Genomic DNA, 25,911 nt, shown 5'->3' with positions numbered 1-25,911 from the left:
GCACAGTCTGCTGCCAGAACGCGCTCGGTGGCCAGTCAATCGTCGACTCAGGCGCGCGACAGAAGCAATCTTTTGACTTCACGGGCAAGCGCAAGCGGGTCGAACGGTTTGGCGATCACCCCTACCGCGCCCATTGCCAGATAGCGTTCGACCTCATGCGTCTGGGTGCGCGCGGTGATGAACACCACGGGTATCGAGGCCGTCGCGCCAGCCTCGGCCAGACGCCTCAGCGTCTCCGGCCCATCCATGTCCGGCATCATCACGTCGAGCAGAATGAGGTCGGGTTGCCATTCGGCGGCATCGGCCAGTGCCTGCATGCCCGAAGAACAGGACCGCACCTCGAATTCCGGCTCGAGCTCCAGCGACATCTGGGCGATTTCGCGGATATCGTCCTCGTCATCCACATAGAGGATCCTTGCGCGCATCAGCATCACTCCTTGGCGTTCGCGGCAAGCCGGATTCGGGACGTAACCAACATGCTCCTGACCAGCTTTGCCACATCGATCTCCGACGCCTTGGTCTTGGTCATGATCGCCTGCACGCGATCGCCGAGTTTCTGGTCGAGCTCCGCCGCCGAAAACACGATGACGCCGGTCTCCAGCGGCAGATCGACGAGGAGATCCAGGCCAGATCCGTCGGGGAGTGCAATGTCCAGGATGATCAGATCGAAGCGATGCTTCGCGACCGCCTGCCGAGCTTCCTGCAGCGTCTTTGCGGATGTGATCGAGACGCCCGAGCCCAGCCCCTCCGACATAACCGCGAGCACGCCCTCGTCGTCTTCGACATGCAGGACCTGTGGCCTCGGCTCGACCCTGCGGCCGACGATCTTGGCGAGAGCGGCGTGAAGCCGTTTCGAGTCCACCGGCTTCTCCAGCCAATCGATGATGCCGACGGCGCTGCCGTTCAGCGAGCGCCTGGCCTCGTCGGCGACGGCGGAGATGACGATGACCGCAATGTCGGAATTCACCGGTGATGCCCTTAAGTCGTGAAAGAGCTTGATGCCGGATTCCCCCGCCAGCTTGATGTCGAGCGTCAGCGCTACGTAGTCGCGGGAGCTCAGGAGCGCCTTGGCGGTGTCGATATCGGGCGCGACGTCGCTGGAAAAGCCTTCCGCATCAAGAAGTGCCGCGATCACCGCAGCGATGTCGGGCTCGTCCTCGCAGATGAGGACACGCAGGCGGCCATCGCGCTTGCGCGCCCGGCGCTCGACCAAAACCGGCTTGTCGGCCTGCCTGTGCGCCTCGGGAAGGTCGACGTGAAACGAGGTTCCCTGGCCTTCCTCGGTTTCGAAGGAAACGGCGCCCCCGAGCTTTTCGGTGATGGACTTGACGATGCTCAAGCCCAGGCCGGTGCCGCCAATTTTACGGGTGCTGGAGGCGTCCGCCTGCTCGAACTTTCCAAATATACGGCTGCGGAAAGCCTCCGGGATGCCGGCGCCCTGGTCCACCACGGAAATGCGCAGCATGTCGCGGTCACGACGCTGGAATTTCACAGTGACGGTCCCATCGGTTTGCGAGAACTTGATCGCATTCGACAGGAGGTTCGCCATCACCTGGTGCAGGCGATCCGGATCGATGTTGGCCTCGGCGCGCGGGGCATCGTCGACCAGAACGATCCTGATCCGACTGTCGGCCATGTAGTTGGAGCTGGCGGCAATGGCCTGCTCCAGGACCTGGCGGACAGGCATCTGCTTGATCTTGAAGGTGATCACGCCCGATTCGATCTTCTCCATGTCCAGAATGTCGTTGATGAGAAGAACCAGCCTTTCGCTATTGGTGTGGGCGATGTTGACGAGATTGGCGGCCTTGGGCGGCAGTTCGCCGGCCACGCCGGCCGCGATCAGGCCGAGCGAACCCCGGATAGAGGTCAACGGTGTGCGCAACTCATGGCTGACCGTGGAAATGAAATCGTTCTTGAGCTGGGCGGTGCGTTTCTGCTCGGTGATGTCGCGATTGTAGGTGATGACACCGACGATCTTGCCGGACTCGTCGCGGAACGGTGCCTTGAGGGTGTAGAGCCAGCCTTGCCGGCCATCCGGTAAAAGCGCCGGCTGATCGATCCGCAACGTCTGCCCGGCCTCCAGCGCGCCCATCTCATCCTGCCGGAACCGTTCCGCGACTTCTTTCGGATAGAAATCGAAATCCGTCTTGCCGATCAGATCGTCGACTGAAGCGGCGCCAACCATTTCGGCGGTCGCCGGATTGGCGGCGATGAAGCGGCCGTCGACATCCTTTATGTTCAGGCAATCGGGCAGTTCGCGAACCATGGCCCGGTAGGTCATGTTGGACATCAAGAGCTCCCGCCGGCGCTGCTGCCGATCGAGCAGGACGCCGATGATGATTGTGCTGAGGAAGCGGAACACGAGCGACGGGAACGTGCTCTGCTGCACCAGGCCGGCGACGGCTTGCGCGGGGATGACCAGAAGCGTGATCAGCCCGGCGAGAGCGACCGTTACGCCCAGACCGAATATGTCGTACATGGTGCGCGAACGGGCCGCGACGATGTGATGCCACGCGATACCGACGATTGCGGTGATGAGGATACCCATGACCCCGGCGCTGGCGCCCTGCCCGCCGAGATGGACGCGATAGGCAATGGAGCCGACCGTGGCGATCAGCATTGCCGGCCATCCGCCGAAGAACGCGGCCGCAGCAATGAAGGCGGCGCGCAGATCGACGACGAAGCCGGAGACGGACAACGCCGTCGCCATCGAAATGATCGCGCCCACGCACATGACCACGCCAAGAAGCAGCGACTGCATCCGCTTCGAAAGGCGCCCGGTGAAGTCCGCCACAAGGTCCCAGGCGACCACGAGGATGGAGACCAGTGCAAGATTGGCGAGGAGTGACTGCCAGATCTCGATCATGACTTCGGCTCCTTTTTTCCGATAGATAGCGCCAAAACCTATCCGAGGTCTAAAGAAGCTACAGCCCGGTCGGCGGTGCGGTCGACCCCGCGATCAGGGCAGCTCGGTGGGGCCACCTTGATTGCTGCTGCATCTATGGCCGACATGAGGCGCAAAGCCGATGGTCCGGTTAGGGCAGTGAAGTCCGCGTTCCGCCAATTTTGGCAGACAGTCGCCATCCATCGTTTTCACGTGAACAGCCTTGTTCGCCAAAACCCGTCCCCTGCCCCACCAGCCCTTGACGAAAATCGGCACGCCTGTGAGACACAGGGGTGGGGACATTTGCCCCGTGGGTACATCTATTGTCGAAACACGGGATCGCGCGGCAATTTTGTGGCAAAGCCATACTTCTTATCGGCCGCATAAAGATCGGCGGACTTCTAGCTCACCAACTCGCGCAGTCCGGGGCAGTTACAGCAGGTGGTCCCCTAGTCCTTGCCGACACTGACGATTTGCGCACGGCAAATCTGGGAAGGCATCTGCTGGGTGTGCCCCACCTCCAGTACAATAAGGCGGAAGCCACCGCCGATCGAGCCGTTATTGGTTATGACGACCGTTGCGAGCATCGTCCCGCCGTTGCCGCCATTGGGCGAGCCGCCAATGCCGCCCTGGCTTGCCGAGTCATTGCCACCCGAAGCATGCCTGCGCCGCCGGACCCGCCGCCAAACGAAAGATGGATGTTGCTGGCCACGCCGCCCCTGGCCTCGTTGCCGGAAAGGTCGACATTGCTGATGGTAACGGTTGCGCCTCCATTGATGAACAGCGCTCCGCCTGCATCCACGTTCCTACGGCTTGACCGCTTTGGTTCCCTTCTTCGCTTGCACGGCGATTGAGGGCCCATCCGGCGGCGGGCCTGTAACGGCCCTCTTCGGCGGCTCGGCGGCGGGTGTGTCGGGCGCCTGCGGCCCACCGGACGTGAGGTTGACCGACACACCGTAGACTTTCCACTGCCGGTTCACCGGTTCGAACAGCAGCTCGAAATTGACCTGCAGCGGTACCGATGGGAAAAACCCCGCTATGTGCAGCATACCGTTCGGTTCGATCTGTGGCAGCAGCGTCAGCTGCGGTTCGAGTACCGCGACGGCGCTGAAATCGAGCGCCTGCTTGCGCTGACTGGCAAAGATGTCACCGAGCCCTGCGGCACTGTTGGCCTGAAAATTCGGTGAGCCGAGATCGCGCAGCACGGTGTAGTTGCCGGTCTTGTTGGCTTGGTCGAGCGCCAGCAGCGTTGTCCTGGTGAGGATCAGCACGCCGTTGCGGTCGATGCTGGCGGGATGGGCTGCCTTTTGCATCACCCGCTTGTCTCTGCTTTGCGCATGCGCGGGCTGCACAGGCACCGAGACGACCATCAGCGCGACGGCCAACGCAGCGAAAAAACCGCGGGCGCCCGGGGTCCGCCAACCGGGCGCCCGCCACTGAAAAGACACGACATGCTGAAGCCCCAAAACCCCGTTCATGCCGGCCGCGTCAGTTCAATGTCCATGAGGCTCCCACGCTGACGCCGACATCGCCACGGCTGGTGGTGGCCGACACGGCGGCGTTGAGGCGGAAATCCTCACTGGTGTTGTAGCCGAGGCCAAGCGCGAGGCCCGATTGCCCCTTGAAATGACCAAAGCCGCCAGCGATCGACAGTTTCTCAGGCCTGTCATCGTAACGCAGTCCCGCCGTCGCCAGGGCTAGCGCCGTACCGCCACGGGCTTCCGTGCGGCTTTCGCCGATCTGCTCGCCGAGATCCTGGAAGCCGGATTCAAGCGCGCCAACGCGGCCGTCGAGCGCAGCAATATTGGTGGCATTGGTCGTTACCCTGGTGTCGAGATCCGCGATCTGCGTGGTGTGCGTGGTGAGCGTGTTGGTGTTGCTGGTGATGCGCGTCTCGTGATCGGCGAGTTCGCTGGTGTTGGCCGCGATCTGCGTCGTGTTGCTGGTGATACGCGTCTCATGATCGGCGAGCTCGGTGGTGTTGGCGGCGATCTGCGTCGTGTGACTGTTTACCGTGGTGCTCAGATTGGTGATGTCGGTGCTGTTCTGGGCGACCTGTGCCGGCAAGGTTTCGAGAGTCGCTATATCGAATGTTGAAGCCGCCAGATTGCCGTCGCCGTCCGTCGTCATCAGATAGGTCGTGGCGCCTTGCGCGTCCTTGCTCGCCTGCGAACTGACGCCGGCCAGCGTGTAGGTGTTCCCGCCGGTGCCGATGGCGACCTGGTTATCGCGTGTTGTCGATGTGCCTTGGCCGATCGCGGTGGAAGCCAAGAAATTGGCAGTTGCCCCCGCGCCCAGCGCGGTGGCGTTCAAGGCATTGGCGGTTGAGTTGTGACCCAATGCAGTGGCTTCGTTCTGCCCATCAGCCGCTACGCCCGCCTCGGCGCCCATGCCGATGGCCGTGCCACCGCTGCTCAGAAAGCCGATATCAAGTCCCGCTTTTGAATAGGCGCCCAGGGCAGTGCCCTGCGCCCCTGCCTCCGCATTATAACCCACGGCCGAGCCTTCGAGTTCTCCCACATACGCGTGCGGACCGACGGCTGTGGCGAAGGCAGCAGATGTCTGTGCCTGTCCTATAGGGATACTGGTATCATTGCCGCAGGCGAGGCTGTTGGAATGGCCAGTGTCGTGGCCGCCAGCGCACTCACCTGCCAACGCATGCCCTGGAAATACCGAGATGGCCAAAACCATCGCGCCGGCCAAAGCGGTGACGAGGACCGGACCGCCGCGCGAGCTGTCTTGCTCAGTCGCTTTCGCGTCTCTCGATGCGAGACGGAACCGCCTCCCATCCGACGGTGCGGCTGTCTCTAGTTGGCGCGGCGCGCCCGCCTGCTTGATCATTCTTGCCACCACGCCCAAAAACCCCCGATCAAATTGCCGATGTGGCGGGAGAGTGCAGACAAGGCGATGAAGCGAACAGTCGTCATATGCCGACTGTTCCTCGCTTTGTGAGGCCGCTACCTCCTTGTTGGGTCGGGTTGTTGCCGCATGGTCACATATTCATTTTTGCTAATTATCGATGAGGAGACCCGGTGGCGACATCATCGCCTTCAGCGACAATGCAACTTGCGCGAGAGCTTCCGTGTGTTAGGCTTCTTCACGAAACCTGATCGTCCCAAGGATCGGAAAGTTCCCATGGCTGACGTCACCATCGAAGCGGTCTCCGCCGTGGTCGGCCAGATTTATGAGGCGGCCTACGACCAGGAACGCTGGCTCGGTGCGGTAACCGGCCTGCGCGACCTGTTCAAGGCATCGCGAAGCTGTATCGCGCGGCTTGATCAGCGGGCGTTCAACGCGGTGGGGACTGTCGATGATCCGGGACTGTGTACTCCCGAGGCGGCGGCAGCACACATGCGGGATCCCATCAGCACCGTCGTGGCTGCGCTGCCGGTTGGCAACATCTATGACCGTGCACGGATAGCGGAAGAAGGCGCCGACTTCCGCCGCCGTGAGCTTTGGCAGGACTGGATGAGGCCGCGCGACATGCATCATGGGCTCGCCTCGAATCTTCTCGCATCCAACGGCTCCTATTGGTTTTTCGATATTCACCGCGGCTCCAGGCAGGACGCGTTCGGTGCCGACGACATCGACCTGTTGCAGAAGATCGTGCCGCATATGTTGCGCGCCGGGCAGATCGGCCGGCGGCTGGAGAACACCTCGGCGTTGGCATCGGCTTTCTCCCACCTGCCCTTCGGCGTGTTCCTGGTCAACGGCCACCAGCGGATCGTTCAGATGAACGAGGCCGCCGAGGCAATGCTGGCGCGGCCTGACAGCCCGCTGAGGCTGAATGGCGGCACGATCGTCGCCTCCAATCCCCGGGATGCGCAGGAGCTTCAACAATTGGTCGCGGATGCCTGCTCGCTGCCGGACGGAGCCATGCCCGGACCCGGCGGAACGCTGATGGTGCCGTCGGATCACAAGCGCTCCGACCTGACGCCGCTGGTGCTGTCGGTTGCGCCCTTCGTCGACGCCCGCGCCTACGGTTTGGCCTCGGAACGGTGCGCGGTGATCATGGTCACCGAGGTCGCCCGGCGCATCCCCGATGGCTTCGAGACGCATGTCCGCAGCCTGTTCGACCTGACGCCGGCCGAAGCCCGGCTCGCAGCGACATTGGCATCCGGGCGGACGCTGAAGGAAGCCGCGGCAAGCTCGAGCATCACCGTGAAGACCTGCCGCACCTATCTCGAACGTATCTTCTCCAAGACCCGCACCCGGCAGCAGAGCGAACTGGTTGCGCTGCTCAAGAGCACCGAACCGCTTAGCGGGCGCGGCGGGTAGCCGGCTCATGCACAGCGAGCGTGCTAAGGATTTCGAGGCCAATGGCTGACGCAAACCTGGAAGCGGTGTCCGCCGTGGTCGGCCAGATCTACGAGGCTGCCTACGATCAGGAACGCTGGCTCGAAGCAGTGACTGGTCTGCGCGATCTCCTTGGCGGCTCGCGCTCCTGCATTGTGCGGCTCGATCCAACGACGAGCAACGCAGTTTCAACAGTTTATGATCCCGAGTTCGTTTCGTCCGAAGTAACCGCTGCGCACATGCGCGATCCCATCAGCGTAGTCGCGGCCGCCCTGCCTGTGGGCAAAGTCTATGACCGCACGCTGGTAACGGAAGGGGGCGCCGGCTTCCGCCGCCGTGAACTCTGGCAAGACTGGTACAGGCCGCGTGACATGTATCACGGGCTTGCCTGTAATCTTCTGGCCGCCAACGGCTCCTATTGGTTTTTTGATATTCATCGCGGTTTGAGGCAGGAAGCGTTCGGTGGCGACGACGTCCAGCTGTTGCAAAAGATCGTGCCGCACATGCTGCGCGCCGGGCAGATCGGCCGGCGGCTGGAGAATACGTCAGCGCTGGCATCGGCTTTTTCGCATCTGCCCTTCGGCGTGTTTCTGATCAACGGCCATCAGCGGATCGTGCAGATGAACGAGGCCGCCGAGGCGATGCTGGCGCGGCCCGACAGTCCGCTGGCGCTGAAGCACGGTGTGGTAGTCGCCTCCAATGCCGGAGATGCGCAGGAGCTTCAACGGCTGGTTGCCGATGCCTGCTCGTTGCGGAACGGCGCCATGCCAGGCACCGGAGGAACGCTGATCGTGCCATCGGATCACAAGCGATCTGATCTGACGCGGCTGGTGTTGTCAGTCGCACCGTTCGTCGATGCCCGCGCCTATGGCCTGGCGTCGGAGCGCTGCGCGGTGATCATGGTGACGGAGGTCGCCCGGCGCACTCCCGATGGCTTCGAGCTACATGTTCGCAGCCTGTTTGACCTGACACCCGCCGAAGCGAGGCTTGCAACGGCATTGGCATCGGGGCGGTCTTTAAAGGAAGCCGCGGCCCTTTCCCACATTACCGTGAAGACCTGCCGCACCTATCTCGAACGGATTTTCTCCAAGACCCGGACCCGGCAGCAGAGCGAACTGGTCGCGCTGCTCAAAAGTACCGAGCCGCTCAGCGGCCGTGGCCGGTAATTCCCGAACAAAAAATCTAACAGTCGGCATTTGCCGATTGTTCGGGGCCGCGTCTTTCGGCCAGATTTTGGCTAGGTTTGCAGTGGCCAGCCATGAAGTAGGGCAGGTCGTTGATGATGCGGGGCCAATCAATGATGGAAACCGGATACGTTGTCGCGGCCGGATTATTTCCGTTTGCCGTTTCCTATACGCTCGTGGCAATGCTGCCGGGTGCCAATTTTGCCGTCGTTGCGCAGGCCGGGCTGACCGCGTCGCGTGCTACGGCGCTTTCCGCTGCCGCCGGTATCGCCCTTGGCGCAAGTTCGCTGGCGGCCGTCGTCGCGACGGGGGTCGGTTCATTGCCGCACGAGGGCATCGCGCATCAGATAGCCGCCAGCCTCTACGGCGCACTGCTGGTCCTCATTGGATGGAACTCGATGCGGCGAGCTTGGTCGATCAAGACGGGACCGGATGAGCCGAAACCGGTCGCAAACGTTCGGCACTTCCGGCTGGGTTTTGTCACTGCGGTGGCAAATCCCGCAACTGCAATATTTTTCGCCTCTTCAAGGCTGAACTTAAATCTCCGCGGGGCGACTTACCTAACCGTGGTCGCATTGGTGTTTGCCATTGCGATCGCCTGGTTTGGTCTTCTTGGCCTTTGCATTTCCCAACCTGTAACACAGCGGTTCTACAGACGTTTCCGAAAGCATGCGGATATCGTCCTGGGAGGTGCCCTGGTGGCGCTCGGCTTCGCCGCGCTTGGGTCTTTGAAGGGCTAAAACATGTAGCGGTGTCTGGACTGGACTAGGACGTGACAGTCCAATCGTCGGCATTCGCGATTTCAGCTCTCGGGCGTTCACCGTTGGGGCGGTACGTCTGACGATCGGTGCTGCAGGTGGACTGGACAGGGTCGCGCTCACTGCAATTTGCTAGGACGGCAAGCGACGACCGGGCCGCACTCGCGCCATCGGCGATTAGCGACGCACTCCCGACGATCTCCAGTCCCCGAAGATCGGCTCGCCTGCGCGGTTTAATAGAACGGCGAATATGGCTCCCGGTCCGCTCGTGTGAAGACGGAGATGGGCTGGTCAATCCGCGCGACAACGCCCGCTCCGAAATTAATCCCAGTTCCGTCGCAGACACCAAATATGTTCGACCGCGTTCCGATCAGCACATTGACCGGTTTCCCGGCTTGGACGGGGTATGTGCTGTTGTGAATGAAAAGGACGCCGGTTGCCTGCAGCGTGTCATGCGCATTGCCGTTGCTGCTCGCTATCTCGACATAGTCGCGCCCTGCGAATGAATTTTGTGTCCAGATGCCGACAACCCCTTCCACCGAGAGCCAACCATTCGCCCAACCGTCCGCGTCGCGCGGAGAGTATTGTGTGAACAGGCGATAGGTAAGTGGGTCCGATAGCCAGAAAAGCGTTACGTAGCCGTCGATATCAGGCACATAGGTGAACCAGACGCCGGTTTCGCTCGCAGCCCACAGGCCATCCGCATCGTATGGGTCCAAATTGTTGGCGCTGACGAAATCCATTGACAGGGGTACCGGATCAGTCACGGCGTGATCGAAGAGTTGGGTGAGCGTCCAGCGCCCATTGTAGTTGAACCACTTGTCGAAGTAGGTTCCTCGAGCCACCGAGCTCAGGTCGATGATCTGTCGCTCCCCCCGTTCGACCGGACCAAAAGGAACGGGGTCGAAGTCCGGCAATTTGAGGCGCGGTATCATGACTGTGCTGGTCGCCAGTCGTGGCGACAACTTGCCCAGATCAAGCATGGATCCTGCTTTGCCAACCGCCGAACGCACGTTCCGCGCGATCAGATCCGTTCGATATTCTCGCCAATAGTGCCCGGACAGGATCTTGTCGAACGCGACCATCTGTTCGATCAGATGGTCGACGTCTTTGGCGGACCGTTTGGGCTTGGAAAGGAAAGCGTTCTGATGGCCAAGCAATTGCTTTCGCGCCTTGGCCTCACCTTCCAGAATGTCCGCGTCGAACGGCAGTTTACACCCCTCTGTTGGCGTAAAGCCGCTTTCATGCTTCGTGTGGAAATCGCCCATCAACTTGACCATGCTGCCTCCATCAGTCTCTGGCTAATCTTGCAACCAAGGTGACGGCGCTTCCTGATGATCGCCACCTCTCGCCGTCAGAATTTCACCGCGAGATCGAGCTTAGCGCCATTGTCGACAGCGCCACCGCCGAACTGTCCGGAATAGGACAGGGCGAGCGTCGCATTGGCCGACATTTTGAGGTCGATGCCGGCCTCGATCACGGCGCTGTCCGTGGCGATCGGCACGCCGGCGATGGTGAAGGCATCGCTGCCGGCAAAGGCGACCGTCGACAGCGGCGTGGTATCGCCGAAAGCGTGCCGCCAGCCGAGCATGCCGCGCGCTGTCGCATTGATGTTGCCGAGCGCAAAACCGGTCGAGCCGCGCAGGCCGAGCGTGGTGAAGGTGGCGTCGGTGGTGGAACCCGCGCTGGTCAACGCTGCCGCGCCGCCCTTTTCGGTAAAGCCGTCGGTGTGCACGCTGACATATGCGAGATTGACGAAGGGCTCGAACTTGAAGCCCTCGGCATCGGGCCCGCTGCTACCGACCTTGTAGGCAAGTTCGCCGAAGATCTGCGCGGTGCCGGCGTCATAGTCGGCCGAAAGTTGATCGGCAAATCCGTTGAAGGCGACCGAGCGTTTTGTCGACAGGCTGCTCCAGCTGTAGGCCCCACCGGTTCGGAAAGCGATGGCGCCCCAGTTGGTGCCGCCATAGAGACCGAGATGGTAGTTGTCGGCGTCGCCCCTGGAGCTGCGATCATCGGCATCGAAGTTCGCATGGCTGTAACCGCCAAGCAGACCGACACGCCAGCCGCCCACCAGCGTGTCGGCGCCCGCCAGCAGGCCCCCCGTCGAACGATCGAAAGCGGCGGCGTTGCCGTCGCTGTCGGTGTTGCCCCAGGACCCGAAAGCCTGGCCCCAGACGGCAAAGCGATCGGTGTCGGCGGCGACCATCTCGGGGCCACCCTCGCCATAGGCCATGACGGGAAGTGCTGCGGTGCCAACATCGCCGAAGGCGGCGCGGACACGGCTGGTCGCGGCATCGCGGACGAAGCGGCTGTCCTCGACCAGCATGCCCTTGGCCGAGGCATGGATTTCGCCAGACAGCTGGTCGAAGACAGTGCGTGCCTCGGCGTCGGTGGCCAGGCCGGCGACGGCGTTGAACACAGCCCCACCGGTCAGGCTGTCCAGCCCCTCGCCGGTGGCGATCTGGTTGGGCGTCAGCCCGGCATCGGCGAAGTCACGGACCTGCGCCACGTCCAGATAAGCATTATAGGCGTCGTAGTTATGGTTGACCGTCAGGAAGGCGGTATTGGTGACGCCGGTCACCGAACCGAATTCGCCGGTTAAGCCGCCGTCGGCGGTGAGCACCTTGTAGTGCGCGCCGACTTGCAGGTTGCCCACCATATGGACTTCAAGAGTAGAACCGGCAGCCAGCGTCGTCGTGCCGGTCGAGACAAACTTGTCCGATTGATTGACGCCACCGATATCGACCGCATAGACCGAGCTACCACCGAACTGCGCATTGCCGCTCGTGTTGAGCACATCGCCCGCGAAGCCGTTGACCACCGTCGTGCGGCCTTGATTCACGAACATCGCCAGGTTGGTGAAGTTGGTTATCGCGATACCGCCCACTCCGGCAGCATCGACGATGCTCCCGGGACCATTGGTCATCGTGTCGCCGCCGCCGCCGAAATCGCTGGTGCCGCCCGCCGTGCGCCAAGTGCCGTTGTTGTTGAATGTGTCAGCAGCAGCGCCAAAGGTCACCGTACCGGTGATGAAACCTGCGTTGGCAAGGACGAACGGCCCGCCGGTGGCCACGAGCGCTGAGTCGGTCAGCAGCCCGGAGCTGTTGCGGATCGTACCAACCGACGTATTGGTGATGGTGCCGCTGGAACCCGTCACCGTCACACCGCGCGCTACGCCGCTGGCCGTGCCGGCAACATTGACGTTCACCACGCCGGCGCCGGTTGCCTTGATGCCTTCGGCGGCAGTGCCGGTGACCGCGCTGTTGGCAGTCACCGTGACCGTGCCGGTGCCGCTATTGGTCGCTTCGATGCCGGTCAGGCCCGACACCGCGCCGGTGGTCGTCACACCAACTGTGCCGGCGCCCGCCGCGTTGGTCTGACGCGCGATGATCGCCGTATTGCCCGTTGAGGACACCGCGCCGGCGTTCACCAACACACTGCCGCCGGTGGTGCGCGCGTAGACACCATTGCCCGACGTCGCGGTTACCGGACCGACCGTCTTCACCGTCGTCGAGCCGGAGCCTAAGTTCTCCGCGTCGACGCCGAATCGTGCGCCGATGGCACCATTGGCCGTCACGTTGATGTTGCCAGTTGCGGCAGCTGGGAAGATCGCGGTGACGATGCCGGCATTGCCCGACTTAATGTCGCCGTTCGCCAGCGCCGTGACATTGCCGGTCGTCGACTGCGCCTGGATATCGATGGCGTCCTTGCTGCCGGCCAGCGCCGTTACCGCGCCGGTGGTGACAGTGATGGCGCCGCCTGCGGCGGTATCGCGCACCACAATGCCTTTGCCTGCCATCGAGCTGCTGGCGCCTGAGATGTTGACGCTGACCGTGCCGGAACCATTGTTGAGGATGTTTGCTGCATCGCCGCTGCCGCCGGCGAAACCGCCGGCGCCGGTGACCAAGATATCGCCAGCGCCGCCGGTGCCGGCGATCAGCTCCAGGCCATCGGTCGCGCCGGTCACCGTGTTGGCGGCATTCACTGTCACTGCGCCGCCGCCGGCCGCCAGAATGCCCTCGGAGAGGGTGCCGGTGATCATGCCGGCCGTGGTGACGGTGATCGCGCCCGTGCCGCCAGTGGTCGCGGCGATGCCCCTCGTGCCAGAGACATTGCCTGTGGTCACATCGACCGTGGCCGCAGTGGCTGCGAAGACCATTTGGGCGGTGATGCCTGCAAACCCGGTGGCGGTGACGTCGCCCGCAGTCACCTTGATATTGCCGCCACTGCCCTGCGCAAAGATGCCGCCACTGCCGCCGCCAGTCGCGGTGACCGGACCAGCCGCCGTCACCGTGAGCGTGCCCCCGCCCAAGTTTACGGCGGAAATCCCGCTGCGGCCATCGATTGCGCCGTTGGCAGTCACGTCGAGATTGCTGGTCTCCGACCGGGTCTGCACGTCGATTGCGGTTCCGGCCAGCGCGCTCACGGCACCTGTGGTGACGCCAATGTCGCCGCCAAGGGCTGTATCGCGAACGTAGATGCCATGGCCGCCGGTGGAGTTGCTCGCGCCCGCAATGTCGACCGTGAGGGTGCCGGCGCCGTTGTTGAGGATGTTCGCCGCGTCGCCGGTCCCGCCGACGAAGCCGCCGACGCCGGTCACCGAGATGTCGCCGCCGCCGCCGGTCCCGCCGATCAGGGTCAGGCCGTTGGTCGCCCCGGTCACTGCCTCGAGGACGCTTACGCTCACTGCATTGTTACCGGTCGCCACAATACCCTCGGCGAGGGTGCCGGTGATCGTGCCGGTGGCAGTGACGCCAACCGTGCCCGTGCCATTGTTGGTGGCCACGATGCCCGTCGTGCCGGAGACATTGTTCGCGCTCATGTCAACCGCGCCCGCGCCAGCTCCGGCGTGCCAGGCTACGATCGCCGTGTTGCCGGTGGCGGTGACATCGCGCGCTGCCACTATTACATGGCTGCCGACCGATGCGGCAAAGATGCCGTTGCCGGTGGTCGCGGCAATTGGACCCCCTGCGACCACCGTCGTCCTGCCCGTGCCGAGATTCTCGGCGTCGATGCCGAACCGGGCGTCAATCGACCCGTTGGTGGTCACCTCGATATTGCCGGTTGCCGCACCTGGAACGATCACCGCCACCAAACCGGCGTTACCCGCCTGAAGGTCGCCATTGGCGGTCACCGCGATGTTGCCGGTCAGCGACTGGCTCTGCGCATCGATCGCATCTTTGCCGAGCGCCAGTGCGGTCACAGCACCCGTGGTGACGCCAATGTCGCCGCCAAGCGCTGTATCGCGAACGTAAATGCCATGGCCACCGGCGGAGTTGCTCGCGCCCGCAATGTCGACCGTGAGGGTGCCGGCGCCGTTGTTGAGGATGTTCGCCGCGTCGCCGGTCCCGCCAACGAAGCCGCCGACGCCGGTCACCGAGATGTCGCCGCCGCCGCCGGTCCCGCCGATCAGGGTCAGGCCGTTGGTCGCCCCGGTCACTGCCTCGAGGACGCTTACGCTCACTGCATTGTTACCGGTCGCCACAATACCCTCGGCGAGGGTGCCGGTGATCGTGCCGGTGGCAGTGACGCCAACCGTGCCCGTGCCATTGTTGGTGGCCACGATGCCCGTCGTGCCGGAGACATTGTTCGCGCTCATGTCAACCGCGCCCGCGCCAGCTCCGGCGTGCCAGGCTACGATCGCCGTGTTGCCGGTGGCGGTGACATCGCGCGCTGCCACTATTACATGGCTGCCGACCGATGCGGCAAAGATGCCGTTGCCGGTGGTCGCGGCAATTGGACCCCCTGCGACCACCGTCGTCCTGCCCGTGCCGAGATTCTCGGCGTCGATGCCGAACCGGGCGTCAATCGACCCATTGGTGGTCACCTCGATATTGCCGGTTGCCGCACCTGGAACGATCACCGCCACCAAACCGGCGTTACCCGCCTGAAGGTCTCCATTGGCGGTCACCGCGATGTTGCCGGTCAGCGACTGGCTCTGCGCATCGATCGCGTCCTTGCCAAACGCCAGCGCGCTGACATTGTTGGTCTTGACCGAAACGCCGGTGCTGGTCGCTACGTCGCGGACGGTGATGCCTTCGCCTGTTGCCGCAGAGACACTTGCGGCGATGTTGATGTCGACCGAACCGGCACCTCCCGTCTGCGCCGCATCGAAGGCATTGCCGGTGCCGTTGTTGATGATGCTCCCACCCGTGTAGGTGATCACGCCGCCGGCTGCCGAGAGCGAGAGCGCCGCGGTGCCGCCAGCTGTTGGCATGTTGCCGGCATCAATGCTGATCGTGCCATTGTTGGTGACGTTGAGACCACCGGCGCCAGTGTTGGAAACTGCGAGGCCATTGCCGCTTACCGTCGTTCCTGCATCGATGTTGAGGATGATCGGTGTTGCGATGGCACCAGAGTAAGCTCGGTCATTGGGCGGGTTATCAGGATACGTCGTGTCGATGGTGGTGGTATTGTCGCATTGGATCGTGGCGCCAACAACGAAGCAAGCCGACCAGGCCTGTCCCGGTGCCAGCAGGGTCGCGCCCGCAGCTGCGGCAACGCCAACAGCGGATCGCAGTGCAAGCCGGCTCACTTGAGAACGCAGCTTCCACCGCAAAGCCGAATTCGTGGAAGCCTTTCCCGGAATCGAAGGCGAAAGAACAGCCTGCCTGTGCCCGATCATTCTTGCCATCACGCTCAGTTCCCGTCGAATTCTCGAATGCGGCGGAGACTGCGGCCAAGGCCGTGGACCGAACAGTCGTCATATGACGACTGTTCGTCGGTTTGTGGGTAAGCAATAGATTGCTGGCCGGCTTGTTGCCGGCTGGCCACATATTCTGTTGTGCTAATTATCGACCAAGGTGAAAATAGTGGCAGGCAGAGCTGACGCCACCCGTCAGAGCTCTGTCCGCACAATGCCTACGCACCTTTCAACAACGCCACGAGCCGGCTCTGCCGGCGGCTTCCGGTTTGGCGAATATTCGCTCCAGAGAGACCGGGTGATCTGCGCCTCGACTTCGCGTGCGGCTCCGGCTCGCTGCTGCTGAACGTGCGCAAGCGCATGGGGCCGCACGGCATCGGCAGAATCTACGGGCAGGAAAAGAACATCACCACCTACAACCTCGCGCGCATGAACATGCTGCTGCATGGCGTGAAGGACACTGAATTCGAGATCTACCACGGCGATACGCTTTCCAATGACTGGGACATCCTGCGCGAATTGAATCCTGCAAAGAAGCCTTCCTTCGATGCCATTTGTGGCCAACCCGCCCTTCAGTTTGCGCTGGGATCCGACTGAGGCGATGGGCGACGATGTGCGGTTCAAGAACTATGGGCTGGCGCCCAAGTCGGCCGCGGACTTTGCCTTCCTGTTGCACGGTTTCCACTACCTGAAGAATGAAGGCGTAATGGCCATCATCCTCCCCCACGGGGTGCTGTTCAGAGGTGGGGCGGAAGAGCGCATTCGAACCAAGCTGCTGAAGGACGGTCACATCGACGCCGTCATCGGACTGCCCGCCAACCTGTTCTATTCGACGGGTATCCCGGTCTGCATCCTTGTTCTGAAGAAGTGTAAGAAGCCCGACGATGTTCTCTTCATCAACGCAGCCGAGCACTTTTTGAAGGACAAGCGTCAGAACAAATTAGGGGATGGCAAGAACGGGACAACGGACCATATCGGCAAGATCATCGAAACCTACAAGTTCCGTAGGGAGGAGGACCTATTCCAAGCGCGTCAGCATCGATCGTATCGCCGACGAGGGTCACAACCTCAATATTTCCCGCTACATCAGAACGGCTGAGGATGAGCTCGAAATCGATCTAATAGCCGCCAATGAAGACTTGGTCGACATCGAGAAGCAGTTTCGCGCAGCGACAGCGAAGCACAACACATTCTTGCGCGAGCTTGGGCTTCCAACCTTGCCGCTTTCAAAAGGATGACGCCGGGCTCGAATCGACCATCAAGCAGCGCGCCGGTGCGCCTTGAGAGCTGCTGATTTCCCACGTCCGCTTTCGGTCTATATCGATGTTGGCTTGTACGGCGGTAATGAGGCGCATTGCTGCCGCTAGCTCACAGCTAGCTATCATCCGCTACGAGGATGGGGAAGCACAAGCAGTGCGCTGGAAATGGCGTCGGGCTCTGTTCACTTGCTATGCCTAGGAATGTGCATATATTGTGCGTAAGAGAGAGGTCGGAGATTTGTCATGACCCACGCACAGCTCGCACAATCGAAAGTGGTCTCAGGTTTTGTCGACAGCCTGCAGGAGCCGCGCACGCCTTATATCTCGCCGAAGCGCCTGTCGCAGGCGCTGGGCGTGAAGGTGGCCAACTTGGCGCAGTTGACCGGCGTCCACCGCAACACGCTCCGTAACCCGTCGTCGGAGCGACTGCAGGGTCGGATGCGCGAGATGGTGAAGGTGATTTCGGCCGCAACGGAACTCACCGGCGACGTCGACAAGGCGATCTACTGGTATCGCAATGAGCCGATCGCCGACTATGGCCATCGCACGGCGGCCGAACTCGTCGCGGGCGGCCAGGTCGAAGCAGTGCTGGCCTTCATCCGGGATCTCGAGAACGGGGCGCGCGGGTGAAGGTCACCCGCGTCGGGCCGGACGAGATCTTCCATCGCTATCTGACACCCAAATGGGCCTTCCTGCCCACCAGTGGTGGGGGCGCGGCGATCGATGGCGGGCGCTTCAATCGGCCCGGCGTCGAAGCCGTTTACCTGTCCCGCGCGCCTCAGACAGCGTTGGAGGAATACAAGCAGGGTGCCAGCATCACCCCGCCCGCCACCCTTGCCGCCTACAAGATCACGCTTTCCGAGATCGCCGATCTTTCTCAGGGGTTCGACCCGAATGTTTGGGATAGTGCCTGGAAGGAATGGGATTGTGCCTGGCGCCAGATCGCTCGCGTCGACAGCAAGATACCGTCATCGTGGAAGCTTGCGGACCTGGTCGTTACGACCGGGCTTCGCGGTATTCTGTTTCCGTCGCTGCGTCACGCCGGCGGCACCAATCTGGTGATCTTTCCGGCCAATCTTGTCGACGGTGATAAGGTCGCGGTTCACGATCCCGATCACCGGCTACCGACCGATCAGTCATCATGGCCCTGAGTTGCTAGCTGTCGTAAGCAACCCGATTTCCGATCAGTTCAGAGCGCCTCATCCTCAACGACGCCAGTCGTTGGGTCGCCCTCTTCGAAGTCGCCCTCCCCCCGGACAAGACCGGTCGGTATATCCCCGGCCAGCAGCTTCTCCTTCGACAGCAGCCCGGCGTCCTCGAGCGCCTCGAAATCCGGCAGCTGGCGCAGCGTGTCGAGCCCGAATTGCGACAGAAAATTTTTGGTCGTCACATAGGTATAGGGCGCGCCCGGCTGCGGACTGCGCGGCCCCGAGGCGATGAGATCCTGCCCCCGCAGCACACCGATCAGGTCGCGCGACACCTCCTTGCCGAAGAAGGAAGACAGCTCGCCACGCGTGATCGGCTGGAAATAGGCGATGCACATCAAAACCAGCGCCTCCGCCTGCGACAGTTCTTTTGCCCGCTCGCCCGCTGCCGTGCCGAATGCGGCGCGGATGGCGTCGCCAAAGATCTGTCTGGTCCGGTGCTGCCAGCCGCCGGCGACCGCGACCAGCTCGTAGGGGCGGCCGGCGAGCTCGGCGCGAATGTCGTCGATGATCAGCTCGAGATTGCAGTTTTTTCCCACCACCCGCGCGAGGACACCGCGTGTCACCGGTTCGCTGGCCGCAAAAATGACCGCTTCGACGCGGCCCATCCATTCGCGCCAGCGCAGCTCCGGCGGCAGGTGGGCGAGTTCGGTGTCGAGCAGCACAGGCTGTTCGTTCGGCTTGCGGCGGGCGGACGCTTCGCTCATCGCTACAGCCCAAACAGCCGAAAAGTAGTGCGGCCGGAAAGCTCGCGCACGGCATCGAGCTGTTGCAGCCGCTCGAACAGGCGTCGCGCCGCAAAGCGCGACAGGCTTTTGGTCGTCAGCGATCCGGAGACGGCGTCGTCGTCGAGCAGTCTTTGGATCACATCGCCCGCCCCCTTCGCCCTGAGCTTCGGTGCGACGGCGATGAGCCGCTCCGCGCGACGCGACAGCTCGGCCGCCAGCCGGCACGCGTCCGCCGCCGCGTGAACCAGCGCGACGCAGACCGCGCGCTCAAAATTCTTGTCCGCGGGTCGGATGCGCTTGCCGCCGGCCTCGCCGCGAAAAGTCGGCCCAAAGGCTTGCGCCATCAGCAGCGGCACCGGCCGCGGCCAGCGCAGGCCGTGCGCCAGCACCAGGTCGGCCAGCCACCAAGCCAAAAGCTCGCAGTCGGGGCGTACGGCGACGACGTGAGCGGCGATCGCCGCCGCGGCGAACGGCGCCGGCCGCTGCGACCTCACCACTTGTTCGATCTCCGTGCCCAGGTCGGCAAGCGCGGCGCCTTCCCAATGGAGGCCGAGCTGGCCGACGATGTTTTCGAGTCGATCGGCGCTGGCACCGGGCGGCTGCCCGGCCAACTGCCGCCAGGCGCCAAGGATGGCGCCGGCGGGGCCGGGATCGGCGCCGGCCGGGCGCAGGTGCCAGGCGTCGCGCAGGGCGGCCTCGTCTTCGGCGCGCCCAGCCAACCGCATGCTGGCGGCGGCACAGCGAAGCGCCAGCCGCTGCCGCCAGGTCCCGGCCCAACTGGCTTGCGCGCGGGCAAGCGTGTCGAGGGCACCCAGGGCGGCGCCGGCCTGGAAGGCGGCGTCGATCTCGCTGGCGTCACGACCGGACGCGAGCGCCCAGGCCGGTACGGTCGGCGGCGCGGCGAGGCTGGCGGTCGCGGGATCGAGGCGAATCATGATTGGAGCGTAAAGCGCCCGTGCGCTTTGCGCCATCAATTTCGACCCAAAACGCACAGGCTGTCGAAAGCACAAAACGAACGATAATGTTGCATTATCGTTCGTTACAAGCCATGCTAGCAGAATGGCCCCTATCGTCGACCTGAGCCGCGAAAATCGTCCTGAGGAGAGCAAAGCGCCGTCCCACAGCACGACCGCGATCGCCAGCACCTCCCCTCCCTCGCCTCCAGCTGACGACTTGCCTGATATTGTCGATATCGTCATGGAAATGGCGCAGGCACCCTGCGAGCCGCAAAACGCCCCTCCCCTGCCGGCGCACCTGGAAGGGCTCGCCGAGCGCGCGCGCGATTACGTCGAGGCAGCAAGCTCGGCGAACACCCGCCGCGCCTACGCCGCCGATTGGAAGCATTTTTGCGCCTGGGCGCGCCGCCAGCATCTCGATGTGTTGCCGCCCGACCCGCAGGTCGTTGGCCTTTACATCACGGCCTGCGCGTCCGGTAAGGTGACGGGCGACAAGAAGCCGAACGCCGTCTCGACCATCGAGCGACGTCTCTCCTCGATCACTTGGAATTTTTCTCAGCGTGGCCAGCCATTGGACAGGAAGGACCGGCATATCGCCACTGTGCTGGCCGGCATTCGCAACACTCACGCCTCCCCTCCCCGGCAAAAGGAAGCCATTCTGACTGAAGACCTGATTGCCATGCTCGAGACCCTTGACCGTGGAACGTTGCGCGGCCTGCGCGACCGCGCCATGCTCCTGTTGGGTTTCGCCGGCGGCCTGCGGCGTTCTGAAATCGTTGGCCTGGACGTTGCCAGGGACCAAACCCAGGACGGCCGCGGCTGGATCGAGGTTTTGGACAAAGGCGTTCTCGTCGCATTGCGCGGAAAGACCGGCTGGCGCGAGGTCGAGATCGGCCGTGGCTCGTCCGATGCCACATGCCCGGTTGTGGCGGTGCAAACCTGGCTGAAACTGGCGAGGGTCGGCCATGGGCCGTTGTTTCGACGCGTCACCGGAAACGGCAAAGCAGTTGCAGCCGAGCGGCTCAACGACCAGGAAGTGGCGCGGCTGGTCAAACGCAGCGCCCTCGCAGCCGGGGTTCGTGGCGACCTGTCCGAAGGCGATCGTGCAGAGAAATTTTCCGGTCATTCCTTGCGCGCCGGTCTTGCCTCATCGGCTGAGGTCGACGAGCGTTACGTTCAAAAGCAGCTTGGCCATACGTCGGCCGAAATGACCCGCCGGTACCAGCGGCGCAGGGACCAGTTTCGCGTCAATCTCACCAGGGCCAGTGGACTGTAGGCCCCCTCCCCTGGCGGATCGGTCTATCGCCAAGACAGCTGATCCCTCGGCAGCCGACCACTGGGATCGAATACAGCCACCTTGTGCGGGAGATCGGGGTCCCAGTTCCAAAGGACCAGATTGCGATCCTCCATCTCGGCCCCCGGCGCGAAGCTCGGAACCACGATGCCGGCAACATTTCGGGGTTGCAACCGCTCATAGATGGACCAGGACGCTGGACGTTCTCCGTTGCTGAGAGCCGTCGCCCAGGCACAGGCCATCTCTTCGAGCGTCACAGAAAACTCTCCTCTCCGCTCTTCCGTTGTCAGATCCGCGATGTCGTCACAATCGATCTCATAGGAGCAAAGCACGCAGGGATCGATCCGCTGTGCGAAGCCCTGGTTGGCTTCCTTGATCGCTGTCATGATGGTCAGCGCCAGATAGAGCGCCGGCACGCCTTTGGGATTGAATCGAGCCCCTCGGATCGCCGCTCCTTCGCCGGAAGTCGGCTTGAATGCCCAACGTGGATCATGTGCGCGGTAGCAGGTTCCGACGAACCTCACGCAAACCCGCCAACGGCCATGTGATCGAGATAATCACGGACCGCTGCTGCCTTGCCGTCCTTCACCAGCGCCTCAGCGGTGCGTCCCCCAAATGCCGGAAGCGGCTGAGCCCGATACCAGGCCATCGCCTGCTCCTTGCCACCCGCCCATTCCGTCACTCGGCTGATGATCTCGAGCATTTCTCGCAGACGCCCCTGGGTCTTTACCGTGGCGCTACGCTCTGACCGATAAAGCGTCTCGCGTGCAAGACCTGCAGTCTGGGCCAACTGGCCTTTGGACATGCCAAAACCGTCCGCGACCTGCCCAATCGCAATCTTCCCATTCCGGTCCATGTAGGACAAGATGAGAGGTCCATTCTGCTCGGCTATCTTGAGTGCCTGGCCCATGGTGTTCATCCTACCATATCGGGAGTCATATTTCGTGTGCAGAAGATATGGCAGTTGTAGACTGTTTTCAAGAACGAACCCGTTCAGTGGCCGCGCCGCAAACCCCGCCGACAGGTGGGAATGTGCCAGGCCACCTCAACAGCACCGGTCACATCCTTACGCCGCTGCCCCGCGATATCTTGCCGCTCATCCGGTCATCCGTGCTGACGCGCCATTGGCTTTCAGCGCCGCCATGAGCATAGGTCCAACAGAAAACTCACCCGCTTTTGCCTTTTCGGTCAGCACGCGCAGATAACCGCCAGCCGAGTTGATATGCTGCGCTCTTTGCAGAATGCAGGCGATCACGATCGCGGCAACTTCCTGGCCCATCACATGGCAAGCCTCCTCATAGGCTGAAGGCGACACGCCAAGGTATCCTCGCACCTGGGCGGCGGTCATCATCAAGTCGCGCCAGCTTCCGATCCCGTTGACGGCATAGTCGGCAATATCGGGACAGGCCCGCAGCACCAGTCCAATCGGGTAGCCTTTCGGCTTCTCGGGGGGGTGGGATGTTGGCTCGGCCTCCGCCCTGCTTTTTTCGAAAGCCGGTTCAAATACAAAAGCGGAGTCTGTGTTTGAATCAGATTGCTGCCGCTCATTATGGGACTCATTGCCGCTAGGATTCTTGGCATTTGTGAAGCTTTCCAGCATCTTGTTGACCGCTTCGTGCAGCTCTACCAGCTCGGCGACGACCCCTTCCAGCTCCGACAGGCCTGCCCGGCGTGGAATTGCGTCCACAATGGCCCGGAACCGCTTCCACAGCGTTCCCCAGTCCCCGGGCACATCCTCCTCGACAGCCGCCTCGATCAGCTTATGGATGTCGCGGCGGTGCAGCGTGATGCGCTCCCGCATCAGTCTGAGCGCCCGACCGTCGGCTCGAACCTGGTCGGCCGCCTGCTGAAACTCCGCTGCCCTGGTGATCAACGGGGCCAGGGAGAAGCCGAAGGCCTCCACCACAGCCCCGCCCGGCCCTTTGCGGGCAAATCTTTTGCCGTTGGCGCTGTCCCTGCGGATGATGAGGCCGCAACTTACCAGTTCCGCCAGGTTCCTGCGCAGCGTGGAATCGGCCATGCCGTGCGCCCGCAGCGATAGCTGAGCGTTGGACGGAAAGACCATCAACCCGTTTTCCTCGCTGATCTGGTCGTCTGGATAAAACGTCAAAAGCCCGCTGAGCACCGCCAGGGCGCGATCGCCGACGCCGACAATCGACTTGCCCTCGCACAGCCACCGATAAACCTGCCATTTCTCGACGACAGACCCCTGAGGTATCTGCCTTGACGCCGTGTTGGCTTTCACCAACGCAAGCGTCATCGGCCGCCGCCCGAAGGGCGTCGTCGCAAACCCACTCTCCATTTCCCTCACCTTTCAATCAGGCAAAAGAAATCTGCTCGCCGAAATGGCGCCACGACTCTTGACAGTGATTCGGGGAAGTGCGATTCTCAGCTTGCTACAGACGAGAAGGGCTTCCGCGACGGCGACGTTCGGGGGCCTTTTTCTTTTGCGGTTTCAATCTCCTGTTTTCTTGGCTGTTTCCGATTGCCGAAAAGCCTCGAAAAGCTCGTCCAGCCGATCGGTTATGAACGCTCCGAACGGCGAGGCTTCCTTGGCCTTCAGGGCAAGCGTAAACACTTTTCCTGTGTCGGTGATCTTGGCTCGCACGGATCTGTCGTGCGGTGCCCAAGCCTTTTCCTGTGTCTTCGATGCTGCTGGCGCGCGTTTTGCCGGCGCGCTCATGAAGTCGAACAGACGCGCAAATCGTGCGTCACTGCCTGACGTGGCGAACTCTGGACTTGCCACATAGTCGGCCGCCCTGCCCGCGCTATCCGGATGCTCCATGAGCTTGGCGAGCTGCCACCACCTGTCCCGACCAACAGTCTTGGCGGCGCCAATGGCCACAATGACTGGCTCTGGAATGTTGCTGGTAACAGAACGCATCTTCGAGAAGGTCGTGTCATCGAGCGCCAAAGCCGACTTCACCGTGTCGGGCGTGTGGCCGCGCTTGAGAATGCGATCGGCAAACAGGGTCCTTTCGATGAAGGACAAATTGGCCCTTGCGGCGTTCTCTTGGCCCTGGGCAATAACATGATCCTCATCGCCCATCTTCTTGACGACCGCGCGTACTGGCCGTCCCAGCTGGCGGGCAACCTTGACGCGCCGATGCCCGAAGACGGTCTGAAAGCGACCGGAGAGCTCAGGATGAGGCCTGACCAGGATCGGAGAATCTTGGCCTCTTTCCCGAATGGCCGCAAGCAACTCCTGATATGCCTCATCGTCTTCGTCCAGGCGATCCGAAACGAAGGAGGTGTCGACAAATGCCGGATCGAGATCCACGACCGAGCTCTTGGAGAGCTCCTCGAAGGATTGCATGATGGATCGCGACGCCCCGCGAACGGCATACCCGGATACGTCCTTCGCATCAGCCACTGCCGTCGCAGGGCCCAACACACTGCCGAAAATGTCCCTGCGTGCCATTTAACCGCCTCCAATCGCGGTTAGCGATTTGATTTCAAAGACAAAATTTCCAGTTTTTACTGCCGTAAACTTCGCCGTCATGACCGTCCCCACGCACGATGGATCAGCGTCGCGATTTCAGCATTGACCGCATCGAGGGATTCCAGTGCACGGTCGTAGGTGGAACGGGTAAAGGCCGACTTCTCCACCTCGTAGAGCGTCTGCTTGGTGAGACCCGCGTCCGAAATCGCCGTCGACTTCAACATCGGATTCTCCAGGATCTGGCCGGCAAGCATGGACTGCATGAAGCCTACCATCTGCGCCTGCGGGATATCCGTCGGCTCGTAGCGTGTGATCAGATATCGAAACCAATCGAGCTCGATTGCCGCACCGGCGGCCTTGATGGTTTTCAATATGCCGCCGAGCATGAGCAGGAACTGGCTCATAGACATCAGGTCGAGCATCTGCGGATGAACTGTAATGAGAACCGACGTCGCCGCCGACATGGCCGTCAACGTCAGGTAGCCAAGCTGGGGCGGGCAATCAACCACGACAACGTCATAGCGATCGTCGACCTCCGTTAACGCCTTCGCCATGCGCGTGAAGAACTGGCGCCCGGCATTTGACGTCTTATCCTGCATGGCGAGGGGCGTGTCGTATTCGTATTCCTGCAATTCGAGATTGGCGGGGATGATATCGAGACCTGGAAAATTCGTCGGAAGGATTACGTCCGCAATCGAGCGGCGTTCGTCATCGTAACGAATCGCCTCATAGAGCGAGAGGTTGTTATCAAGTTCCGGCTGGAAGCCATGCAGGGCCGACAGTGAGGCTTGAGGATCGAGATCGATTGCAAGAACACGGTGGCCGGTCAAGGCCAGATGCTGGGCGAGGTGGGCGGCAGTCGTTGTCTTGCCACTGCCCCCCTTGAAGTTGACGACAGCAACGACCTGGAGCTTGTCGCCGGACTTGCGGTGCGGGACATACTTCTTGACTTCGGTCCTGCCATGCTGGTCCAGGAAATGGCGCAGCTCAAGCATCTGCTGGGCAGTGTAGGACCGGCGTCCCGATGGGATCTGCTCGGGCAGGGGGCCCTTGCCCTCCAGATGAAGGCGCTTCAGATTGTTCTGCGAGACACCAAGATAGTGAGCGACTTCTGCCATCGAAAACGAACGCAGCGTCTTCGCCGCATCGGGGGGAAATTTCTCCATCCGAAGCTGGTTAAGGCGCCGTGATATCTCAGCACCCTGCTCGAGGATTTTCTCATCGAACTCGAAGCTCGGTAGCCGCATGGCGATATTCAT

19 protein-coding genes and 1 pseudogene are annotated in these 25,911 nt (G+C 62.3%); 7 read left to right on the top strand and 13 right to left on the bottom strand.

Annotated elements, in window-relative coordinates; translation table 11 throughout:
- Positions 1-47: 47 nt before the first annotated feature.
- The 4 genes from AC0NIL_RS30635 to AC0NIL_RS30620 form a co-directional block, all read right to left on the bottom strand.
- Entirely contained in the window at positions 48-425 is a 378-nt protein-coding gene (locus AC0NIL_RS30635) for a response regulator (protein ID WP_013525346.1), read from the bottom strand.
- Between the two features lie 5 nt (positions 426-430).
- Complete coding sequence (locus AC0NIL_RS30630; RefSeq protein ID WP_473573634.1) at positions 431-2,866, bottom strand: hybrid sensor histidine kinase/response regulator; 2,436 nt, start codon at positions 2,864-2,866, stop codon at positions 431-433.
- An 824-nt stretch (positions 2,867-3,690) separates the two neighbouring features.
- Positions 3,691-4,362 carry a hypothetical protein gene (locus AC0NIL_RS30625; RefSeq protein WP_473573633.1) on the bottom strand — a complete coding sequence of 224 codons (672 nt, stop codon included), beginning with the start codon at positions 4,360-4,362 and terminating at the stop codon, positions 3,691-3,693.
- 10 nt (positions 4,363-4,372) lie between these two features.
- Entirely contained in the window at positions 4,373-5,380 is a 1,008-nt protein-coding gene (locus tag AC0NIL_RS30620; RefSeq protein ID WP_473573632.1) for a YadA-like family protein, read from the bottom strand.
- A 639-nt stretch (positions 5,381-6,019) separates the two neighbouring features.
- Between AC0NIL_RS30620 and AC0NIL_RS30615 the strand changes: the two genes are divergently transcribed.
- The 3 genes from AC0NIL_RS30615 to AC0NIL_RS30605 all read left to right on the top strand — a co-directional run bounded on the left by AC0NIL_RS30615 (position 6,020) and on the right by AC0NIL_RS30605 (position 9,104).
- Positions 6,020-7,162 carry a helix-turn-helix transcriptional regulator gene (locus tag AC0NIL_RS30615; protein WP_473573631.1) on the top strand — a complete coding sequence of 381 codons (1,143 nt, stop codon included), beginning with the start codon at positions 6,020-6,022 and terminating at the stop codon, positions 7,160-7,162.
- Positions 7,163-7,203: 41 nt separating this feature from the next.
- Positions 7,204-8,346: a helix-turn-helix transcriptional regulator gene (locus tag AC0NIL_RS30610; protein WP_013525341.1), complete on the top strand. Its 1,143-nt coding sequence runs from the start codon at positions 7,204-7,206 to the stop codon at positions 8,344-8,346.
- Positions 8,347-8,477: 131 nt separating this feature from the next.
- The gene (locus tag AC0NIL_RS30605) at positions 8,478-9,104 is read left to right on the top strand and encodes a LysE family transporter (RefSeq protein WP_473573630.1); all 627 of its coding nucleotides are present in this window, start codon (positions 8,478-8,480) and stop codon (positions 9,102-9,104) included.
- Positions 9,105-9,355: 251 nt separating this feature from the next.
- Here AC0NIL_RS30605 and AC0NIL_RS30600 read toward each other — a convergent pair whose 3' ends face one another.
- Both AC0NIL_RS30600 and AC0NIL_RS30595 read right to left on the bottom strand, forming a co-directional pair.
- Positions 9,356-10,402 (bottom strand): hypothetical protein, encoded by a 1,047-nt coding sequence (locus tag AC0NIL_RS30600; RefSeq protein WP_337123954.1) that lies wholly within the window; start codon positions 10,400-10,402, stop codon positions 9,356-9,358.
- 74 nt (positions 10,403-10,476) lie between these two features.
- Positions 10,477-15,759, bottom strand: a complete 5,283-nt coding sequence (locus AC0NIL_RS30595; protein ID WP_473575093.1) for an autotransporter domain-containing protein — start codon at positions 15,757-15,759, stop codon at positions 10,477-10,479.
- Between the two features lie 318 nt (positions 15,760-16,077).
- Here AC0NIL_RS30595 and AC0NIL_RS30590 point away from each other — a divergent pair.
- From AC0NIL_RS30590 to AC0NIL_RS30580, 3 genes and pseudogenes are all read left to right on the top strand, one after another.
- A pseudogene (locus tag AC0NIL_RS30590) lies at positions 16,078-17,006 on the top strand (type I restriction-modification system subunit M); the annotation flags it as partial.
- 264 nt (positions 17,007-17,270) lie between these two features.
- Complete coding sequence (locus AC0NIL_RS30585) at positions 17,271-17,657, top strand: hypothetical protein (protein WP_013525337.1); 387 nt, start codon at positions 17,271-17,273, stop codon at positions 17,655-17,657.
- Positions 17,654-18,178: an RES family NAD+ phosphorylase gene (locus tag AC0NIL_RS30580; RefSeq protein WP_473573627.1), complete on the top strand. Its 525-nt coding sequence runs from the start codon at positions 17,654-17,656 to the stop codon at positions 18,176-18,178. The genes AC0NIL_RS30585 and AC0NIL_RS30580 overlap by 4 nt, the downstream gene beginning before the upstream one ends.
- Positions 18,179-18,216: 38 nt before the next feature.
- On the opposite strand, the gene scpB is transcribed toward AC0NIL_RS30580, so the two are convergent.
- Complete coding sequence (scpB, locus tag AC0NIL_RS30575; RefSeq protein WP_013525335.1) at positions 18,217-18,939, bottom strand: SMC-Scp complex subunit ScpB; 723 nt, start codon at positions 18,937-18,939, stop codon at positions 18,217-18,219.
- Between the two features lie 2 nt (positions 18,940-18,941).
- Positions 18,942-19,895, bottom strand: coding sequence for a DUF1403 family protein (locus tag AC0NIL_RS30570; RefSeq protein ID WP_013525334.1), 954 nt, complete (start codon positions 19,893-19,895; stop codon positions 18,942-18,944).
- Positions 19,896-20,019: 124 nt separating this feature from the next.
- Here AC0NIL_RS30570 and AC0NIL_RS30565 point away from each other — a divergent pair, with 124 nt between their 5' ends.
- Complete coding sequence (locus AC0NIL_RS30565) at positions 20,020-21,192, top strand: site-specific integrase (RefSeq protein WP_224673565.1); 1,173 nt, start codon at positions 20,020-20,022, stop codon at positions 21,190-21,192.
- A 23-nt stretch (positions 21,193-21,215) separates the two neighbouring features.
- Here AC0NIL_RS30565 and AC0NIL_RS30560 read toward each other — a convergent pair whose 3' ends face one another.
- The 5 genes from AC0NIL_RS30560 to repA form a co-directional block, all read right to left on the bottom strand.
- Positions 21,216-21,734 (bottom strand): RES family NAD+ phosphorylase, encoded by a 519-nt coding sequence (locus AC0NIL_RS30560; RefSeq protein ID WP_473573626.1) that lies wholly within the window; start codon positions 21,732-21,734, stop codon positions 21,216-21,218.
- Positions 21,731-22,120 carry an MbcA/ParS/Xre antitoxin family protein gene (locus tag AC0NIL_RS30555; protein WP_013525331.1) on the bottom strand — a complete coding sequence of 130 codons (390 nt, stop codon included), beginning with the start codon at positions 22,118-22,120 and terminating at the stop codon, positions 21,731-21,733. The genes AC0NIL_RS30560 and AC0NIL_RS30555 overlap by 4 nt, the downstream gene beginning before the upstream one ends.
- Positions 22,121-22,306: 186 nt before the next feature.
- A complete protein-coding gene (gene repC, locus AC0NIL_RS30550; RefSeq protein WP_013525330.1) occupies positions 22,307-23,512 on the bottom strand; it encodes a plasmid replication protein RepC in 1,206 nt (401 codons plus the stop codon).
- A gap of 153 nt (positions 23,513-23,665) precedes the next feature.
- Positions 23,666-24,631: a plasmid partitioning protein RepB gene (repB, locus tag AC0NIL_RS30545; protein ID WP_013525329.1), complete on the bottom strand. Its 966-nt coding sequence runs from the start codon at positions 24,629-24,631 to the stop codon at positions 23,666-23,668.
- 77 nt (positions 24,632-24,708) lie between these two features.
- Positions 24,709-25,911: a plasmid partitioning protein RepA gene (gene repA / locus AC0NIL_RS30540; RefSeq protein WP_013525328.1), complete on the bottom strand. Its 1,203-nt coding sequence runs from the start codon at positions 25,909-25,911 to the stop codon at positions 24,709-24,711.

It is taken from the genome of Mesorhizobium sp. WSM1343 (genome assembly GCF_055901535.1).
Note: the sequence above shows the minus strand (reverse complement) of the source record. Positions and strands in the feature narration are given on the sequence as shown.

Bases quoted from the DNA above. Each gene is read 5' to 3' on its own strand.
- AC0NIL_RS30635 (WP_013525346.1), bottom strand. From the start codon at position 425: ATGCGCGCAAGGATCCTCTATGTGGATGACGAGGACGATATCCGCGAA.
- AC0NIL_RS30630 (WP_473573634.1), bottom strand. From the start codon at position 2,866: ATGATCGAGATCTGGCAGTCACTCCTCGCCAATCTTGCACTGGTCTCC.
- AC0NIL_RS30625 (WP_473573633.1), bottom strand. From the start codon at position 4,362: ATGAACGGGGTTTTGGGGCTTCAGCATGTCGTGTCTTTTCAGTGGCGG.
- AC0NIL_RS30615 (WP_473573631.1), top strand. From the start codon at position 6,020: ATGGCTGACGTCACCATCGAAGCGGTCTCCGCCGTGGTCGGCCAGATT.
- AC0NIL_RS30610 (WP_013525341.1), top strand. From the start codon at position 7,204: ATGGCTGACGCAAACCTGGAAGCGGTGTCCGCCGTGGTCGGCCAGATC.
- AC0NIL_RS30605 (WP_473573630.1), top strand. From the start codon at position 8,478: ATGATGGAAACCGGATACGTTGTCGCGGCCGGATTATTTCCGTTTGCC.
- AC0NIL_RS30600 (WP_337123954.1), bottom strand. From the start codon at position 10,402: ATGGTCAAGTTGATGGGCGATTTCCACACGAAGCATGAAAGCGGCTTT.
- AC0NIL_RS30595 (WP_473575093.1), bottom strand. From the start codon at position 15,759: ATGGCAAGAATGATCGGGCACAGGCAGGCTGTTCTTTCGCCTTCGATT.
- AC0NIL_RS30585 (WP_013525337.1), top strand. From the start codon at position 17,271: ATGACCCACGCACAGCTCGCACAATCGAAAGTGGTCTCAGGTTTTGTC.
- scpB (WP_013525335.1), bottom strand. From the start codon at position 18,939: ATGAGCGAAGCGTCCGCCCGCCGCAAGCCGAACGAACAGCCTGTGCTG.
- AC0NIL_RS30570 (WP_013525334.1), bottom strand. From the start codon at position 19,895: ATGATTCGCCTCGATCCCGCGACCGCCAGCCTCGCCGCGCCGCCGACC.
- AC0NIL_RS30565 (WP_224673565.1), top strand. From the start codon at position 20,020: ATGGCCCCTATCGTCGACCTGAGCCGCGAAAATCGTCCTGAGGAGAGC.
- AC0NIL_RS30555 (WP_013525331.1), bottom strand. From the start codon at position 22,120: ATGGGCCAGGCACTCAAGATAGCCGAGCAGAATGGACCTCTCATCTTG.
- repC (WP_013525330.1), bottom strand. From the start codon at position 23,512: ATGGAGAGTGGGTTTGCGACGACGCCCTTCGGGCGGCGGCCGATGACG.
- repB (WP_013525329.1), bottom strand. From the start codon at position 24,631: ATGGCACGCAGGGACATTTTCGGCAGTGTGTTGGGCCCTGCGACGGCA.
- repA (WP_013525328.1), bottom strand. From the start codon at position 25,911: ATGAATATCGCCATGCGGCTACCGAGCTTCGAGTTCGATGAGAAAATC.